Below are 18,250 nucleotides of genomic sequence, written 5' to 3'. Positions count from 1 at the left end.
TTAAAGCAACATGCTTAAAGGTTCTTCAAGAAGGCGTTTAAACGCCTTTAGCCATTTTGCACCAACCGCACCATCGACCACACGGTGATCACAGGTCAAGGTTACGCTCATAACAGTGGCAATTGCCAATGCGCCATCTTTTACTACTGGGCGCTGTTCACCAGCACCAACAGAAAGGATGCAGCCTTGTGGTTCGTTGATAATTGAACCAAAGCTTTTGATACCAAACATGCCAAGGTTAGAAACGCTTATTGTGCCGGCTGAATATTCCTCTGGCATTAATTTACGGTTCTTTGCCTTGTCGGCAAGGGTTTTGACTTCTTCTGAAATTGTCAAAAGCCCTTTGTTTTCCGCTTCTCTTACTACTGGCGTAATCAAGCCACCATCAATTGCCACCGCAACGGCAACATCAGCATGATGATGGATTAAAATCCCTTCATCAGTATAGCTTGCGTTGGCTTCAGGAACTTTTTTACATGCCAAAGCGGTCGCCTTGATAATCATGTCATTAACAGAAATCTTGGCATTTTCATTTTGGGAGTTAAGTTGCTTACGAAGTTCCAACAATTTATCAAGTTCGATATCAACATTAAGCGGGAAGTGCGGAACATCGCGGAATGAATCCGTCAAACGTTTAGCAATCGTGCGACGCATACCATCAAGTGGTATAACATCGTAATTACCTTCTTTATAACCGGTCGCCGCAATTGTTGATGGCGCTTTTGCTGCTTGGGTTGCAACTGGTGCAGCAGGTGTAACCGCCGCAGTAGCAGGCGCAGCCGCACCGCCCTTAACACCCTCAACATCGACACGAACGATACGTCCATTCGGGCCAGTGCCTTTGATGGTTTTTAAGTCAACATTGTTTTGTGCCGCAATGCGTCTTGCCAATGGGGAAGCAAAAATACGCTCACCAGCATCAGTTTTTGCCACAGCAACCGGTTGCGGTGCAGCAGCAGGTTTTGCAGCTTCTGCAGCCGGTGCAGAAGCAACTTGTGGTGCAGCAGGTGCAGGTTTTGCAGGGCTTGCATCATCGCCAGAAATTCTGGCAATAACCGTATTGATTTTTACGCCGCTTGTGCCTTCGGGAACGAGAATTTCAAGAACCTCACCCTCATCAACGGCCTCAACTTCCATTGTTGCCTTGTCGGTTTCGATTTCGGCAATAACGTCGCCTGATTTAATCTCATCACCAACTTTTACCAACCATTTGGCGAGGACACCCTCTTCCATTGTTGGGGAAAGCGCAGGCATTAGAATATCTACTGGCATTTTTCCCCCTATTTATTGCAAACGGTTTTGACGGCAGCAACTACATCCGCAACCTGTGGCAATGACAATTGCTCAAGATTAGCGGCATATGGCAGTGGCGTATCTTTTTGGTGAACCCGAACCGGCTGCGCATCAAGCCAATCGAACGCTTGATCAACAACAACTGAAACCACCTCTGCGCCAACACCCATTGGGCCCCAGCCTTCTTCAACAGAAACAAGGCGGTTGGTCTTTTTAACAGATTCAATAATTGTTGCCGTATCAAGTGGGCGAATAGTACGAAGGTCAATAACCTCCGCAGAAATGCCAATTTCCGCCAATTCTTCAGCAGCTTTCAAAGCATGGGCAACCATACGCGCGTGGCAAGTAATGGTAACATCACTACCTTCGCGGCGAATTTTCGCCTTGCCAATTGGGACAATATAATCATCATCATTTGGCACATCAAATTCATGACCATAAAGCATTTCATGCTCTAGGAACACAACAGGGTTAGGGTCACGAATGGCCGCTTTTAACAAGCCTTTGGCATCGGCGGCATCATAAGGTGCAACCACCTTAAGCCCTGGTACGTTGCCATACCATGATGAATAGTCTTGTGAGTGTTGCGCACCAACACGCGCCGCAGCACCATTTGGACCACGGAACACGATAGAGGTCGAAATCTGACCACCCGACATATAAAGAACTTTTGCCGCAGAGTTGATAATATGGTCAATCGCCTGCATCGCAAAGTTAAAGGTCATAAATTCAACAACTGGCTTCAAGCCCGCCATCGCCGCACCAACCGCAAGGCCGGCAAAGCCATGCTCGGTAATCGGGGTGTCGATAACGCGTTTAGGGCCAAATTCTTCAAGAAGGCCGCGCGAAACCTTATACGCACCTTGGTATTGGGCAACCTCTTCACCGATTAAGAATACCTTTTCGTCACGGCGCATTTCTTCGGCCATTGCATCACGAAGAGCATCACGAACCGTTGTTTTGGTGGTTTCCATACCTTCAAATGATTTCTCAACCACTGGCGCAGCCGCTACAACAGGTTTTGGTGCAGGTGCAGGCGCGGCAGCCGGCACAGGTGCAGGTGTTGGTGCGGAAACCGCCTCTTCACCCTCACCCGTCAGCTTTGCGATAATTGTGTTGACCTTTACACCCTGTGTGCCTTCGGCAACCAGAATTTCTTGAACAACACCTTCGTCAACTGCTTCAACTTCCATTGTTGCTTTGTCGGTTTCAATCTCCGCCAAAACATCACCAGATTTAACTTCATCGCCTTGTTTGACAAGCCATTTAACCAAAGTCCCCTCTTCCATCGTGGGGGACAAGGCCGGCATTAAAATATCAATCGCCAATTTTACACTCCGATATCGGGTTAAAAATAATTACTTTTTCTTGGTCGGTTTTTTCGCAGGTGCTTTTCCACCAGAACCTGCAAGCAAACCACCCGCCTGACGCTGAAGGTTGATTTGTGTACGAACTTTTGAATAATTTTCTTCAAAAGCTGTTCTTTCAGGAAGATATACTTCGTTCAAACCATCTTCGATTTTTTTGCTAATGGCAGAAAAGTCTTCCTGCACATTGGTATTTCTGCAATCAATTGCTTTTTGGATTTTATCAGGGCCGCTTTTAAGAACATCGACCATTTTGTTAAAGTCATCGCCAGCAACAACTTTTGCGAAATCTTCAGGTGTAACTTCGCCAGTATAAATCCCGCAACCGCTAGTATAAACAACTTCGCTTGCATTACCGCTTGTCACAGATCCCAAAAGACGACCCGCAGCAGGTGTTGCCCATGCACGTGGTGTGAAGCCAACCGGCTTAGCAGGTTTTTTAGCAGCCTTTAGCCTAGCAGCAGCTTCATTGGCAGCAGCATTAGTGGCGGTAAATCCATCAATCTCAGTTTTTGAAGATGATTGAATATAATTGCTAAGCTTTTCGTTCATTGCCGCAACATCAAGGCGCGCATTTTCAATGATGCAATCTTCATATTCTGTCCAACGATCGCGGATTTTATTGAATTTTGCCTCTTGTTCTAAAACATATGCGCGGCTAGTCGCCTCTTGAATTGATGATGCGCTTATGTCGAAAACAAATTTTGTACAATTTGGTTTATAAGTAATCTTATCAACCGTTCCGCCAGTGATAGTTCCAGGCATACGCTTTATCGTGATTTTTTGTTCGCCATTATCCGCAGCATTGGTCGCGGTTTGCGCCATTGCAAAATTTGGAACCGCAAATGCAAGCGCCGCCAAAATTGGCGCATATTTATAAAAGCCTGCTTTTTTATCAAGAATTTTCATTTCATTCTCCTGAAAACTATAAATATATATCTGTCATAAGTTCAGATACATCAGGCTCAGGGCTTGTTTGCGCAAATTCTGCTGCGTCGGCAACAATTTCCTTAACCTCTTTGTCGATTACTTTCAAATCGTCTTCCGAAAACAAACCATGCTCAAGACCAAGATTTTTAACATGTTCGATTGGGTCACGAGTTTCGCGAACCTGCTTTGGTTCATCTTTAGGGCGATATTTCGCAGGGTCAGACATTGAGTGTCCGCGATAACGATAAGTTTTCATTTCCAGAAGGACAGGCCCTTTACCACTACGTGCATGTTCAATCGCCCGTTCAGCAGCTTCTTTAACGGCAAGAACATCCATACCGTCCACTTGTTCACCTGGGATTTCAAATGAAATACCGCGTTTATAAAGCTCAATCTCCGCAGAGGCACGCTCAACCGAGGTTCCCATCGCATATTGGTTGTTTTCGATTACATAAACAATTGGCAGTTTCCAGAGTGAAGCCATGTTAAAGCTTTCATAAACTTGCCCTTGGTTTGCGGCGCCATCACCAAAATAAGCAATGGTTACACCATTATCATTTTCATATTGATGCGCAAATGCAAGACCAGTTCCCAAAGCAACCTGTGCGCCAACGATACCATGCCCGCCATAGAATTTCGCTTCTTTTGAGAACATGTGCATAGAGCCGCCCTTACCGCCAGAACAGCCAGTGGCACGCCCCGTAAGTTCAGCCATAATATCACGCGCAGGAATACCAGCAGCAAGCATATGACCATGATCACGATAGCTTGTGATTACGCTATCCTCATCAATTTGCGCAGCTTCCATACCAACAACCACGGCTTCTTGCCCGATGTAAAGGTGACAGAAACCTGCAATCAAGCCCATGCCGTATAATTGACCGGCTTTTTCTTCGAACCTGCGGATTAAAAGCATTTGGCGATAATAATCGAGCAATTCTTCACGATTTGCCATATTGGCTTTTGAAACCACCGCAGCCTTACCTTTCGAAGGGCTAGCATTTTTTGCGACCATTAAAATACCTTCCATAATGAAGTAATACTAAAAAATATGCGGCTTTAGTCTAATTATCAAATACAGACACGTCTAGCACAATTTCATGCTGCAATGCGGCATAAATATTGCGCTTTCGTGAAAAATTACTGATTTAAAGCTGAATAGAGGCTTAATTGTCGATATGAATTTTATCAGTTATCGATCTTTATGACCACATCTTTTGGGTCAGCCATGTCCAAACGGTTAAGTGCCAAATCCTCAACAAAGTCGGCATCAGCAGCACCCGCACGTAATCTTGCAATTTTATTTTCAAGACTTTTACGTTTGGCTACAAGAATTTCTTTATTATTTTCAAGCGCATCCGCCTTGATTTTATATTCGCGCCATCGCAGCAAGCCTTGCTCACCCGAGAAGGCCTGCATGCCCAAAAACACAAGGGCAATTATAAAAATTACTTTGGCTGGTGATGCGGAAAATTTAAACATAATCGCTTTTTAGAATCAAATTGCAAATATATGGTGAACAAAATTTTAATGGCAGCCATCTGTAAAAAAATGACTGCCATTAAAAAATATATTAATTTGTGCCTAATGGATTAGCGTTTTTGGCGCAGAGCGTCAAAGCCAGCGTATTTTGCCTGGGTTCCAAGCATTTCTTCGATACGAATCAACTGGTTATATTTTGCAATCCTGTCCGAACGAGACAAAGATCCGGTTTTAATTTGACCGCAATTGGTTGCCACGGCCAAATCGGCAATTGTTGTATCTTCGGTTTCGCCAGAACGGTGTGACATAACCGCAGTGTAACCATTGCGGTGTGCAAGATCCACAGCGTCCAAAGTTTCGGTCAAAGTGCCGATTTGATTTACTTTTACCAAAATTGAATTAGCAAGACCGCCTTTGATGCCGTCTGCAAGACGTGCAGGATTGGTTACGAACAAATCATCGCCAACAAGCTGAACTTTTGAACCCAATTCTTTGGTTAGTGCAGCCCAACCAGCCATGTCATCTTCTGCCATACCGTCTTCGATTGAGAAGATTGGATATTTCGCAGCCAAATCAGCAAGATATTTCACATTTTCATCAGAAGAGAATGATTTGCCTTCGCCGACCATCTCATATTTGCCGTTTTTGAAATATTCAGATGATGCACAATCAAGCGCCAAACCGATTTCAGAACCAACTTTGAAGCCAGCTTTTGTGATTGCTTCTGAGATAACATCCAATGCTTCAACCGCAGAAGAAACATTTGGTGCAAAGCCACCCTCGTCACCAACGTTGGTATTCAAACCTTTTGATTTCAATAATGATTTCAATGAATGGAATACTTCGGCACCCCAACGAACACCATCAGCAAGAGAAGGTGCGGCCAAAGGCATAATCATAAATTCTTGGATATCAACTGGGTTATCCGCGTGCGCACCACCATTAAGAATGTTCATCATTGGAACAGGAAGAACACGGGCATTAATGCCGCCAACATAATTGAACAATGGCAAATCAACCGCTTCAGCAGCAGCGCGTGCAACCGCCAAAGATACACCCAAAATCGCATTGGCACCAAGGCGTGATTTATTTGGCGTGCCATCAAGTTCGATTAAAACATTGTCGATATGGCGTTGGTCTAATGCGTCAAAACCAGATAGAGTTTGATAAATTTCACCATTTACTGCATCAACGGCTTCAAGAACGCCTTTACCAAGATAGCGTGATTTATCACCATCACGTTTTTCAACCGCTTCATGCGCACCGGTAGATGCACCAGACGGAACCATTGCGCGACCATGTGCGCCGCTTTCAAGCAAAACGTCAACTTCAACGGTTGGATTACCACGGCTGTCTAGAATTTCGCGGCCTACGATGTCGATAATGGCGGTCATACTCATCTCCTTAGATTTGCGTTACATTTGTTTTCGGCTCAATAGCAATTTGTGTAACCTAAGGGAAGTCAAAATATATGCTGTATTTGCATTTTGTGTTGTTTTTTCTATTTTCTGTAACTATTGAGAAAATAATAGCAAATTGGACACAATTATGGACATTAGATACCGCCGCGCAATCGGGCTTATAACCACCCTTAGCTTCATTATTATTTACGTAATTTTCGCGACAGTTCTTGGCAGTTTCATTTTAAACAAGCCAATTTGGATAAAAGTTCCGTTCTTTTTGGTCATTGGTTTGGTGTGGGTTTTCCCACTACGCCCATTATATATGTGGATGTCACCAAAGCCACATGAAATGCCAAAAGGCGAAAAACCACCTGCCGCATCAACTTTAAAAAGAAGTCGTAAATAACCTTGAAATCCTACCCCTGATTGCCATATAATTAGCATATCAGGAGGCTTACAAATGGCAGCTAAGAAAAAAACCGGCAAGGATGACGTTATTGATGCGGAATTCAAACCAACCGAAGATGTGAAAACAGAAGAAACTTCTGAAAATACCTCTGGGGATGCGTCAAATGAAAAGATTAATGACGCAATGAATGAGGCGATGAATCAGGGCTTGGATATTTTCAAAAAATTCTGGGAAGCCGGTGCGCAGGTTTATACAAAAATGTATGAACAGGCACAGGAAAAATTCTCAAAAGTTTCTGAAGCTGCGAACGAAGTTTTCGACGAAATGGTCGAAAAAGGTGGCAAAGCCGAAGAAGAAATTAAAAAGAAATTTGAAGAATCTCATATTGGTGACAAGGCAAAAGACTTTGCAGCCAAGGCAAGTGAGCAAGCAAAAGAATTCCGCGCCAAAAACTTCCCTGATGAAAAATTAGAAGCTTGGAAAAAATCATTTGCAGAAGGCATTGCCCCAATAAATGTCATTGAAATGAAGAAAAAAATCCAAGAAATGGAAGATAAAATCGTTTCTTTAGAAGCTGAAATTGTTTCTCTTAAAGGTGAAAAACCTAAAAAAGAAGCTGCGCCTAAAGCTGCCACCAAGGCAGAAGCGAAACCAAAAGCTACCAAAACGGCTAAGCCAAAAACGCCACCAAAAACTGAAGCATAATTTATGGCTGAAACGTTTTTTATAGATGCAAGTGATAAGGCCGCTGCTTATCAAGAGCTTGGGCGTGTTTACGGCTCTGTAATTGATGGTGAAGACAATGAAATCGCGCGCCTTGCCACCTTGGTTTGCCTTCTGAAAACCACTTTTGGCGCGCGTTTCTTTTGGTGCGGATTTTATCTTTGTGATCCCAACAAGGAAGACGAGCTAGTGATTGGCCCATATCAAGGAACCATGGGCTGTTTGCGTATTCCTTTTGGTAAAGGTGTTTGTGGCAAGGCCGCGCGTGAAGCAAAAACCCAAATCGTTGATGATGTTCATGCCTTTGCTGACCATATTGCATGCGATGCCAATTCTAATTCAGAAATTGTGGTTCCAATATTCAAAAATGGCAAACTATTTGGCGTTCTTGATATAGACTCAACTGAATTCTCGGCTTTTGATAATGATGACAGAATTGGGCTTGAGGCGCTTTGCGCGCAGGTTTTTTAGAAATGTCTAAAGCAAAAACGACCGCCGCAACACTTGCCCTTACCAAAGCCGGGATAAAATTCACCCCCTACCCTTATGAATATGAAAGTGGGGTTGATAAAATTGGGGTTCATGCGGCATTGGCAATTGGCAAACCCGAAGAACAGGTTTTTAAAACCCTCGTGGTTCTTGCTGATAATGTTCCGGTTTGTGCGATAATCCCCTCACACAAAAATGTGGCGATGAAAAAACTTGCAGCGGCATGCGGTGCAAAACATGCGCAAATGATTAATCCGCATGACGCCGAACGTATAACTGGCTTTAAAGTTGGCGGCATTAGCCCCTTTGGACAGAAAAAGAAACTCCGCAGCTTTATAGATAAAAGCGCCTTAGATTTTGAAGAAATCTATATAAATGGCGGCGCAAGGGGCCTCCTAATCGGTATGCGACCAAATGACGCACTATCAGTAATTGCTACCGAAGCTATTGATATTACGCAATAATATATCGCGCGCCCTAAGCGAGCAATATTCTAATATTATGAAACATGCCTATTGTAACCATAAATTAAGGAGAATCGTGCATTCCTAATCGGTAATGAATAGTTTTTTATTTACTAATAAAACAACAATAATCGACGAGGATATCGCTCTTTCAACCACACTTGAGGAGCCTGACTTTGTTTCACTAATTGAATTAGGGCGCAAGATATTCAAAACGCCTTATGTGTATATTACGCGTTTTAATGGCGACACACTTACCGTTACCTCCCATATTGAGTTTAGGGACGTTGATATTCCCAGAAATCTGACATTTTGTAACACAACAATTGCCAGAAAAGATACATATGTCGTATTCGATGCCAAAACCGATGATAGTTTCAAAGATAATCCATATGTAATCAATAATTTAAAATATCGTTTTTATGCCGGCACACCAATATTCTTTCCCGATGGAAGCATATTTGGAACGTTTTGTATTTTTGATACCGAGACACGGGATTTTAGTGATTCACATAAACGTATGCTAAAGCTTTTGGCATCGCAAACCGCATCATTTCTAAAACTGCATGACATTGCAAAAAATTATGAAACCACCGCCAAACAATTAATAATTGCAAATTCAGAAGCCCTTGCCTCTGATGCGGTTTTAAAAACCATGCATGACGGGGTATTGGTTCATGATAAAGATGGAAAGATCGTATCTTGTAACCCAGCAGCACTTCGAATCTTGCGACTTGAAAAGTCAGAATTAATAAATGCCAATGGCCTGAATGAAGATTGGAAAATTTTTGACGAAGACAACAACCAATTGGGTTGGCAGCAACTTCCGCCACTTGTTGCCCTAAAATCTAGGCAATTGGTGGAAAATAATATTGTTGGCCTCGACATGTTAAATGGCGATAGAATATGGCTAAAAGTTTCATCAACCCCTTTGTTTCAAGAGGGGAATAAAGAGCCAGTTAAAATCGTAACCTCATTTACTGATATAACTGATTCCAAAAACTATAATGATAATTTGCAAAAGCTTGCCAAAATTGCCGATGATGCCAATCAGTCAAAATCAACATTCCTTGCAAATGTATCGCATGAAATACGCACCCCATTAAATGGCGTTGTGGGAATTGCCGATGCCTTGTCAAACACAAGTCTTGATCCCAAACAACGGGATATGGTGGAATTAATCAAGTCAGCTGGAAAAACCTTGGGCTTGTTATTGAATGATGTTTTGGATCACGCAAAAATTGAAGCCGGTCAATTAACATTAGAAAACCTTCCGATTGATGTTAAAGAGGTTATTACGGCGGCGGCATTGCTTGTTAAATTCCAAGCCGACACCAAAGATATAGGGTTTGAGCTTTCATTTACCCCAGGAATGCACTTAAATTATTATGGAGATATGGTTCGGATTAGACAAATCATAACCAACCTTGCGTCAAATGCCGTAAAATTCACTAGCCACGGCAAAGTTTCTATTAATGTTGAGCCATTTAATAATATTAATGGGCTAGATGTGGCACAAGGCATTAAAATAACTGTTACTGATACGGGAATTGGTATCAAACAAAGTGATTTGGACAATTTGTTTAATCGCTACACACAGGCCGATAATACCATCACCCGCAAATATGGTGGCACTGGCTTAGGGCTTTCTATTTCAAAAGATTTGTTGGATTTAATGGGTGGGCAAATCCATGTTAGCTCTCAAATCGGCATAGGTTCAACATTTATTGCGACTATTCCACTTGCGCCTTATACGGAACAAGAAACAATCACAAATGAATTAGCCAATAAACCATTACCAGAAAAAGACATGTATTACCGTGTCTTATTAGCCGAAGACCACGCCGTAAACCAAAAAGTATTCGCAATTATAACTGAACCATTTGGCTTTGAAACCACGGTTGTTTCAAATGGCCGGGATGCATTAGAGGCCGTGAAAAAACAAAAGTTTGATTTGGTTTTCATGGATATTAAAATGCCCATACTTGATGGTATCGAGGCGACAAAGGCAATCAGAGAATATGAGCATCACAATAATCTAAGTCATACTAATATTGTCATGCTTAGTGCGAATACTGAAAGCAGTTATTCTGATTTGGCAACATCCGCAGGGGCAGATTATTTCCTTGGAAAACCCATAGAAATTCAGGCAATTATCGATCTATTGCAACAGATTGAAGATAACGAACACTCATCCGACACTAAAAAACTATCGGTATTATAATTCAACCATTTGCAAATAAGATTTTGAATTACGCATTAATTGTTCAAATAAATTAAGATGGGAATTCCAAAATTGCTCTGCACGTTCGGCCTGACCTTTTTCGATAAAGTGAACCAATATTTCGTGTGCCTTTATTGCCTTTTCCAAAGTGTCTTTATCGGTGTTTAAAACAACAGTTGCATAATGGTCGCCATATATTTTATTCAGCATAGAAATTATCAATTGTGCCGATTTATTGCCACTCAATGCAATTAGGGCGGCATGAAATTCATTGGAATAGCGAACAATGGCTTCAAAGTCGTTCATCAAAAGCGCCTCATTTTCGCGCCTTATGATATTGTTCAAAATTATCGGCGCCTTGTCAGAAGCGTTATTCGCAACTTCTTTTACAATTGCCGGCTCAATCAAGGTGCGACAGTGATAGGCATCGGCAACAGTTGCCCCCTGTGTACGTAATAAAAGCGCCATATAACGCGCTGGTAAATCAACTTGTGGAGCGCGCACTTTTACCGAGCGTGCACCGCGAACAATTTGCAACAATCCCTCTGCCTCAAGGATGCGCAACGCCTCACGTATTGAAGGACGCGACGCATTATATTGTTCGATTAAAGTTGCTTCAGAGCCAAGGTCTTCGCCGTCTTTTAGCGCGCCATCGGCAATTTTCTGGCGAATTAATGCCGCAACTTTTTCAGATAATTTGGCAGCACCCTGTCCATCCATTTTGCGCGTTTTTCCTCAACCAAGTAGTATTTAAATCTATTATTTAGTTATATATATATCTTTAGCAAAACTCTAAAAAACTGCAAGACGTCAGGACAGCAAATATTAATCCGCGCTATTGTTAATACTCATTGCCCTGACGAATTTCTTACTATTTTTTAGCTTTTTTTGGCATTGCCGGTGTGGCAATTTTTTTAACTGCCTGCACTTCAATTTCCACCAACATCCCCTCACCTGCTAATGCAGCAACTTGAGTGGTTACACGTGATGGTTTATTTGGCTGTTCAGCAGTTCCAAAATATTTTTTGTATGATTTCATCATGCCGCCAAAATCTAGTTTGCCACCTAATGCTGGGTCGCCGACTAAATAAACACGCATCATAACAATATCACCAAGCCCCAAACCTTCTGCGGCAAGCGCATCTTTAATGCGCAAAATCACGCCTTCGGTTTGTACTTCTGTCGAACCACCAAAAACAGCCGCAGTACCTGCAGGGGCAGTTTTATCAACCACCGGCGGCACAAGACCACTTACGTAATAAGTGGTGTAGCCCGGTGGCACGGTTACAACCGTTGAAATTGGCGATTCCGCAGGACCAGTTCGTTTAACTTCCTGGGCTTGCGCACCACTTGCCATTAACAAGCCAAATGATAACGCACTAATTATAAGTTTTTTCATAAGTTTCTCCTTATCAACGCACGTGAATTAATGCGCCTGAAGTGATTGTGATTTTTGCTGTCCGCCTTTGCGTTGTTTATTTACGAAATCTGGTTTTATGCCAGAAGCATGGTTGCCATGATTGGCACGCAAATATGTTAGGATCATTGCAAGGTCGCTATCAGACAAATCGCCTTTAAATGATGGCATACCTGCACGACCATTAAGCACAGTTTTTACCAACACATCTGGGCTTCCTTGCACCAATTTATTTTTGGCAAGCGCCGGAAATGCGCCGGGAACCCCTTGTGCATTTGATTGGTGACACGCCGAACAATTTTCCATGAATAATGCGCGACCATCAGCCTTTGCTACGCCGCCAGAAATTAAACTTAATGACAAAATTGCCATTAGATAAACAACACCATATTTATTTTTAAACATTATGCTTTCACCCTTTTGTGGATTTTTTCAATTTGTTGCCATGCGGATTCAATTGCACCTGCTTGCCAACCACCGAGATAAGTTAAATGTTCACCCGCCAAATAGATTCTTCCATCCGGGTCACAAAGTTTCGGATATGCTTCTTTGCGCGCTTCATCACTCCAGACAGCCCAACCACCAAGATTGTCCTTGTCCAAATGCCAGCAGAATGAGAATGCATTTTCAAAACTTGATTTATATTCTGGGAAGATTTTTTGGCCGCCTTCAAGGGCAAATGCCGCGCGATCTGCCGGTGATTTGGCACTTATCTTTGCCGCCTCACCGCCAAAGGAATAATAACCCAAAAGCACACCTTTTTCGCCTTGGAAGCCGTATGAAGGCAAAGAAATCGTGCGAATACCCGGAATATCATTATAAACATGGCCGCCATAAATACGGTATTTATCTTCCCAAAAGCGGTTCGACATTTGCAAACCAATTTTATTTACCGGCGCATAGGCAACCTTTAACATTGCTTCTTTGAAAGTTGGTGAGACCTGTAAATCGATGCCGTTCAAAACTGAAATCGGAATTGTACAAATGCAATAATCGGCAGTTGTCGTGCCTTTTACACCATTTCCATCAACCCAAGAAACTGTAACACCGTTTGCATCTTGGGCAATTTTTTTAACCGAGGTTGAATATTGAATTAAATCACCAAGATTTTTGACAAAGCCTTTTGCAATCTGATCCATACCGCCAATTGGTTGGAACATTACTCTTTGTTGTTCATAATCAGAAACAGATTGCAAAACTGACCATGCTTTTGAACCCAATAAATCAGACATCGCATATGGTTTCGATGGAACACCCGGTCCCGGATTTGTGCCCGGCCCTGGATCAACCTCATAACCACGTCCATTGGTTCCTTCATATGATAATGTATCGGCATTAAGCCAACCTTCACCAATCAAATAAGCAATAAATTTATCTTTATCCGCCGCAGAGAATGGTAGGTTTAACGCACCTGATTTTGATGCTTTTGCCAAAATTTCAGAAGTATAACCACGAACATCTGCCGCAACTTTACCTTTGCGAAGTGGTTTTCCTGCTAATGGTCCTGTGCCGCCTTCGAAATAGACAAATGAATTATCATTGTCATTATTGAACAATTGCAAAGGAACATTGAATTTTTTGGTATAATAAAGGGTTGAATGATGGTGATATGGTATCCGCCACGGTCCATTGTTTAGATAGTGCCCCTCATCAAACTCGCAAGTTTGTGAATACCCCATCAAATCAGTATATTTAAAACCTTTTCGCGCGGTCTGACAGCGACCACCAGCAAAAGAACGGGTTTCAATAACTTTACAATCATAGCCGGCTTTTGACATTTCATAAGCGGCCGTCAAACCGGCAAGGCCCGCCCCAAGAATGACAATTTTCTTTCCATTACCACCACTAATATCAGGTGGAGTACTATATTGGGATTCAATCCCTAAACCCAACGCGTCCATGCCAGCAAGTGCAAGTGAAATTCCGCCGATTGCAGCCAGACCTTCTATAAAACTTCTACGTGAAGTTATTGATTTTGAAAATATATTTTCAGACATGATTTTCCCCATTGTCCTGTAAAGATTTGTTGCGGGGGCAGAACCCCCGCAAACGAGTACGAACTCAATTAAAATTTCACAGAAAGTTTTGAGTAATAATATCCACCATTAATTCCATAAGGAGAGTTGGTTGGATAATGGGTTACGTAACCAGAGCTTTTTCTTGCGTAACGGATTGCACGATAACCTGCTGGTTGCTCGTCTGGATATTCGTTAAACAAATTATTTGCGCCAACGCTTAAGGTAACATTGTCAGTTAGGTTATATGATAAATCCAAATCGACAATTGCCTTGGCACCTGGTTTAATTTCCCACCATTGTCCAGCATAATTCACGTCATATTGTGAATCGCCATAATAGGAGACTTTAACATTTGTCTGCAACTTGCCATAAGTCCACAAACCACCAAGAATAAATTTATATTTCGGGGTTGCAGTCTCTAGGTAAGAAATTGTTTCTTTACTAAACAATTCCATACCAGGGATTCCAGGGAAGCTGTGAACTTTGTCAACTTCGGTTTTGTTGTAATTGGCGCTAAACGTCCAATCAATTTTACCAAATTTGTCTAAATCAGTGCTTGTGGTGGCAAGAATGTCGATGCCTTTAGTGGTTGTATCAACACCATTACCAAACACGTTGATACCAAGATAATCAAGACCAGAATAATCAATCACGATACCTGTGGCGTCAATCACGCTTTTAAGAGTTGGTGAAACAACTACACCGCTATCAATTGCATAAAGTGTATCAGAACCAACGATACGATCTTTCAATTTGATATAATAAGCATCAGCAGTAATAATTACATTTGAATCAAATGGTTTCAAAACTGTACCAAAGCTTAGGTTGGTTGATTTTTCCGGCTTAAGACCGTTTGGAATACCAATTAATTTTGCCGCATTAGAGTTTGGCTGTACCTGCACGTCATATTCATCAGGTGAAACGTTAGTTGAGGTATAGAATTCCTCTGCCAATGTCGGCGCACGGAAGCCGGTGCTTACGGTACCGCGAAGTGCAAAAGCATCCGTGAAATCATAACGACCAGTTAGTTTTCCGACCGTTGCTTCACCAAAGTCGGAGAAATCTTCATAACGCAATGCGAAATCTGTGCTTAGTTTTGCAACAGGGTTCACAGCGAAATCAACATATACCGCTTTGTTATTACGTGAATGCTTACCATTTGCAGAAGTTGGATAGCCAGGGAATGATTGCGCACCAGTTTTATAATATGATGCAGCATCACCAGATTTGATTTCATAACTTTCGTTACGATACTCAAGACCCCATGCAACGTTTAACGGCGATGCCAAGCCAACTTCAAATGATCTATCAGCATCGATTGTTGTTGCCTGTTGGGTTGTAATCAATGAGCCATCATAGAAATTTGACGGTGTCCAGCCAAAGTCAGTGTAGAATGAAATGTTTGCAGAATCACGAGTGTAAATCTCTTCATCATCGCGTCCAGCACTTGTTGAAACATCAAAGTCCCATCCCATTGCTTTGAATTGCGAACCAAAAGTAAATTGGTAATCATCTTCATACAAAACTTCGCGTGGTTGGAAGCCAAATGGGAAAACATATGCACCCGTTGAAGTCACAACCCGATCTGGTGTCCGCCAGTTTTCATAAGCTGATGCATATTTATGACCGTAAGACATATTTGTATAGAATTTCAAATCATCGCTTACATCATAACCCGCTGAAAGCATTGCAACATTCAAACGATATTGCGCATCACCAATAACGTGGTTCAAATATGGATATTCATCCGCATATTTAAGATTCGGATACTTTAGGCTGCCATCAGAATTTGTAGCATAAACACGTGGATCAAGGTCACCGCGATTTGAATAATCATGCCATTTTGTTTCCAAGGTTAGGTTCATATACGCTTTTTCAATTGGCGTAAAACCCATGTTTAATGATACGGCGCCGGTTTGGCCGCCGCCATCCATATATTGACCACCACTAATATTTAATAAACCACCATCACCCTTCTTTTTGGTAATAATGTTAATTACGCCGGCAATGGCATCAGAACCATATTGTGCCGCCGCACCATCTTGTAGGATTTCAACTCGACCAACCGATGCCATTGGAATAAAGCTCCAATCGGTGGTTGCCGCACCCTGATATGCACCACCAAGAACCGCAAGGTTTGCAGTAGTATGACGGCGTTTGCCATCAACTAAAATCAAGGCATGGTTCGGGCTTACGCCACGCAGTTTTGCCGTTACAGTAAGGTTTGCGCTATCTGAACCGAATGCCTGAACTGTAAAGGATGGCGTGTTTTGTGCCAATGCCTGCATCAAGTCAGGCTGACCAACTTTTGCCAATGCTTTGGTATCTAAAACCACGATTGGCGACGCACTATCTACGGCTTTAACGCCGCTGGTGCGTGTGCCCGTTACGATTACTGCGCTTTCAACTGGTGCTAGTTCTGTTGTTGCTGCTGCCACTGTTGTTTCATCATTTGCCATTGCAAAAGACGGTGCTACGCACGCCAGTGCCAGAAGTGATACTGCTGTAAAATAATTAGATTTTTTTGTATTCAACATATTAAGACTCCCCAAGGTTTTAAGGTAAGGAGCCCCTTCGTATGTTTCCCCAATAGTATTTGGTGTCTTGAAAGATAGGTTTTACTCTATCCAACCGCCCACACACAGATTGGATTTATGCTGCAATCGCTTTCAATAAAAATTCAAAAAGTTTTGACAAAAATATTTCACATGCTCATTTTTGTCGCGTTAATGACATAAAATTTATTTTCTTGCATACAAAGCAAGCATAACCAGAATAAGATTTTATATGCGCGCCGCAAACAGGTGATTTATTCTAGCTGATTTTAAAGCCACCAAAGATAGTGTGGTTTTTATAAGTCATTTCAGATTACAAACTCTAATCTACGAATCAACAACCACTTTTAAGAGTTCACCTGGATTTTCAACCAAAATATGTGCGCCAGCATTGCTTAATTCTTCTTCTTTGCCATAGCCCCATAATACGCCAATGCCATTAATTCCATTTTTGCGGGCAGCAATAATGTCATGCTCACGGTCGCCAATCATTATTGTTTCGCTTTTGTTTAGGCCATGGGTATCGATTATGTGCCCAACCAACTCTGCTTTATCATCAAATTTGCCATCAAGGTGCGAACCGTAAATTTCAGTAAAATATCCTTCAAGGTTAAATTGTTCGATATTTTGCCTTGCAAATGGAACATTTTTGGCGGTGCAAATAAATAGTTGGTGTCCAGTGTCGTTTAATTGCGCAATAATATCCGCAATCCCATCATATAAAACCGCTTCTTTTAAACCACCTTGGGCGTGAAATTCGCGGTATTTTGCAACCGCTTCTTCGACCATTTCTTCGGGAAGAATTGTGGCAAAACTTTTCCTTAAAGGTGGGCCAACCACCCAGCTCATATCAAGTGTAATTTTATCCTGATGGCCCAAAGCAACCAATGCTTTTGAATATGATTTTATAATCCCATCACCTGGGTCGATGATTGTTCCGTCTAAATCAAAAAGGATGTTCATATTAATTCTTGTAAATTAGCTTTTAGTTTTTCGGTCAATGCGCTTGCCCGACCACCGACAACATTGACCATAGTCAAAGTTGAAAGGCCGACCGCCTTCCCTTCTTGAACGGCAAGTTGATATAATTCAAATGATGAATTGCCAACTTTTGAAACTTTTACATAAATTTCAACTGGGGCGGGCCAAAAACATTCCGCCAAATAATCAACCTTATTGGTAACGACCATAAGCACATTTTCACCCGAAAATTCAGCGCCATATTGGATTAAAAACCTTGCACGCGCATCCTCTATCATCTGCACTAATGCAGTATTAGAAACATGTTGCGCAACATTTAGATCGGTAAATCTGGTTGGTACGTCAACTTTGTAGGGATAATTAGCGGGGTTTAATATTTCGGGGTCTGGTCTTGGCATTATATGATTCCGTTTTGGGTTTAGTAGTTCAACAAGCAAATTTTCGCAAACAAAAAAGGGCGCGAAACCGCGCCCTTTTGATATTCATTTCGAATTG

General features: G+C 42.1%; 18 protein-coding genes. 5 read left to right on the top strand and 13 right to left on the bottom strand.

Going from position 1 to position 18,250, the window contains the following annotated elements; translation table 11 throughout:
* The 6 genes from KXV15_RS09985 to eno form a co-directional block, all read right to left on the bottom strand.
* On the bottom strand, window positions 1–1,272 hold the full coding sequence (locus KXV15_RS09985; RefSeq protein WP_240008039.1) for a pyruvate dehydrogenase complex dihydrolipoamide acetyltransferase: 1,272 nt from the start codon (window positions 1,270–1,272) through the stop codon (window positions 1–3).
* 8 nt (window positions 1,273–1,280) lie between these two features.
* A complete protein-coding gene (locus KXV15_RS09980) occupies window positions 1,281–2,603 on the bottom strand; it encodes a pyruvate dehydrogenase complex E1 component subunit beta (RefSeq protein ID WP_240008320.1) in 1,323 nt (440 codons plus the stop codon).
* Window positions 2,604–2,651: 48 nt separating this feature from the next.
* Entirely contained in the window at window positions 2,652–3,569 is a 918-nt protein-coding gene (locus KXV15_RS09975; protein ID WP_240008038.1) for a hypothetical protein, read from the bottom strand.
* A 16-nt stretch (window positions 3,570–3,585) separates the two neighbouring features.
* Window positions 3,586–4,605, bottom strand: coding sequence for a pyruvate dehydrogenase (acetyl-transferring) E1 component subunit alpha (gene pdhA, locus KXV15_RS09970; RefSeq protein WP_420830580.1), 1,020 nt, complete (start codon window positions 4,603–4,605; stop codon window positions 3,586–3,588).
* Between the two features lie 173 nt (window positions 4,606–4,778).
* Window positions 4,779–5,072 (bottom strand): FtsB family cell division protein, encoded by a 294-nt coding sequence (locus KXV15_RS09965; RefSeq protein ID WP_240008037.1) that lies wholly within the window; start codon window positions 5,070–5,072, stop codon window positions 4,779–4,781.
* 110 nt (window positions 5,073–5,182) lie between these two features.
* A complete protein-coding gene (gene eno / locus KXV15_RS09960) occupies window positions 5,183–6,466 on the bottom strand; it encodes a phosphopyruvate hydratase (protein WP_240008036.1) in 1,284 nt (427 codons plus the stop codon).
* 154 nt (window positions 6,467–6,620) lie between these two features.
* Between eno and KXV15_RS09955 the strand changes: the two genes are divergently transcribed.
* From KXV15_RS09955 to KXV15_RS09935, 5 genes are all read left to right on the top strand, one after another.
* Window positions 6,621–6,881: a DUF2842 domain-containing protein gene (locus KXV15_RS09955; RefSeq protein WP_240008035.1), complete on the top strand. Its 261-nt coding sequence runs from the start codon at window positions 6,621–6,623 to the stop codon at window positions 6,879–6,881.
* Between the two features lie 54 nt (window positions 6,882–6,935).
* Window positions 6,936–7,589, top strand: coding sequence for a hypothetical protein (locus KXV15_RS09950; protein WP_240008034.1), 654 nt, complete (start codon window positions 6,936–6,938; stop codon window positions 7,587–7,589).
* 3 nt (window positions 7,590–7,592) lie between these two features.
* Window positions 7,593–8,078 carry a GAF domain-containing protein gene (locus KXV15_RS09945; RefSeq protein WP_240008033.1) on the top strand — a complete coding sequence of 162 codons (486 nt, stop codon included), beginning with the start codon at window positions 7,593–7,595 and terminating at the stop codon, window positions 8,076–8,078.
* A gap of 2 nt (window positions 8,079–8,080) precedes the next feature.
* Window positions 8,081–8,560 carry a Cys-tRNA(Pro) deacylase gene (ybaK, locus tag KXV15_RS09940; RefSeq protein WP_240008032.1) on the top strand — a complete coding sequence of 160 codons (480 nt, stop codon included), beginning with the start codon at window positions 8,081–8,083 and terminating at the stop codon, window positions 8,558–8,560.
* A gap of 94 nt (window positions 8,561–8,654) precedes the next feature.
* A complete protein-coding gene (locus KXV15_RS09935; protein WP_240008031.1) occupies window positions 8,655–10,784 on the top strand; it encodes a hybrid sensor histidine kinase/response regulator in 2,130 nt (709 codons plus the stop codon).
* On the opposite strand, the gene KXV15_RS09930 is transcribed toward KXV15_RS09935, so the two are convergent.
* From KXV15_RS09930 to KXV15_RS09900, 7 genes are all read right to left on the bottom strand, one after another.
* Complete coding sequence (locus KXV15_RS09930; RefSeq protein WP_240008030.1) at window positions 10,779–11,504, bottom strand: FadR/GntR family transcriptional regulator; 726 nt, start codon at window positions 11,502–11,504, stop codon at window positions 10,779–10,781. The genes KXV15_RS09935 and KXV15_RS09930 overlap by 6 nt on opposite strands.
* 151 nt (window positions 11,505–11,655) lie before the next feature.
* Window positions 11,656–12,183 (bottom strand): RidA family protein, encoded by a 528-nt coding sequence (locus KXV15_RS09925; RefSeq protein WP_240008029.1) that lies wholly within the window; start codon window positions 12,181–12,183, stop codon window positions 11,656–11,658.
* A gap of 27 nt (window positions 12,184–12,210) precedes the next feature.
* Entirely contained in the window at window positions 12,211–12,606 is a 396-nt protein-coding gene (locus KXV15_RS09920) for a c-type cytochrome (RefSeq protein WP_240008028.1), read from the bottom strand.
* Window positions 12,606–14,198, bottom strand: coding sequence for a flavin monoamine oxidase family protein (locus KXV15_RS09915; RefSeq protein WP_240008027.1), 1,593 nt, complete (start codon window positions 14,196–14,198; stop codon window positions 12,606–12,608). Before KXV15_RS09915 ends, KXV15_RS09920 begins: the two co-directional genes overlap by 1 nt.
* Window positions 14,199–14,266: 68 nt before the next feature.
* The gene (locus tag KXV15_RS09910; RefSeq protein ID WP_240008026.1) at window positions 14,267–16,756 is read right to left on the bottom strand and encodes a TonB-dependent receptor plug domain-containing protein; all 2,490 of its coding nucleotides are present in this window, start codon (window positions 16,754–16,756) and stop codon (window positions 14,267–14,269) included.
* A 345-nt stretch (window positions 16,757–17,101) separates the two neighbouring features.
* Window positions 17,102–17,737: an HAD hydrolase-like protein gene (locus KXV15_RS09905; protein WP_240008025.1), complete on the bottom strand. Its 636-nt coding sequence runs from the start codon at window positions 17,735–17,737 to the stop codon at window positions 17,102–17,104.
* Window positions 17,734–18,153, bottom strand: a complete 420-nt coding sequence (locus KXV15_RS09900; protein WP_240008024.1) for an acyl-CoA thioesterase — start codon at window positions 18,151–18,153, stop codon at window positions 17,734–17,736. The genes KXV15_RS09905 and KXV15_RS09900 overlap by 4 nt, the downstream gene beginning before the upstream one ends.
* Window positions 18,154–18,250 lie beyond the last annotated feature (97 nt).

Origin of the sequence: Pseudaquidulcibacter saccharophilus (assembly GCF_019455445.1) — a bacterium.
Taxonomy (GTDB): domain Bacteria; phylum Pseudomonadota; class Alphaproteobacteria; order Caulobacterales; family Aquidulcibacteraceae; genus Pseudaquidulcibacter; species Pseudaquidulcibacter saccharophilus.
Note: the sequence above shows the minus strand (reverse complement) of the source record. Positions and strands in the feature narration are given on the sequence as shown.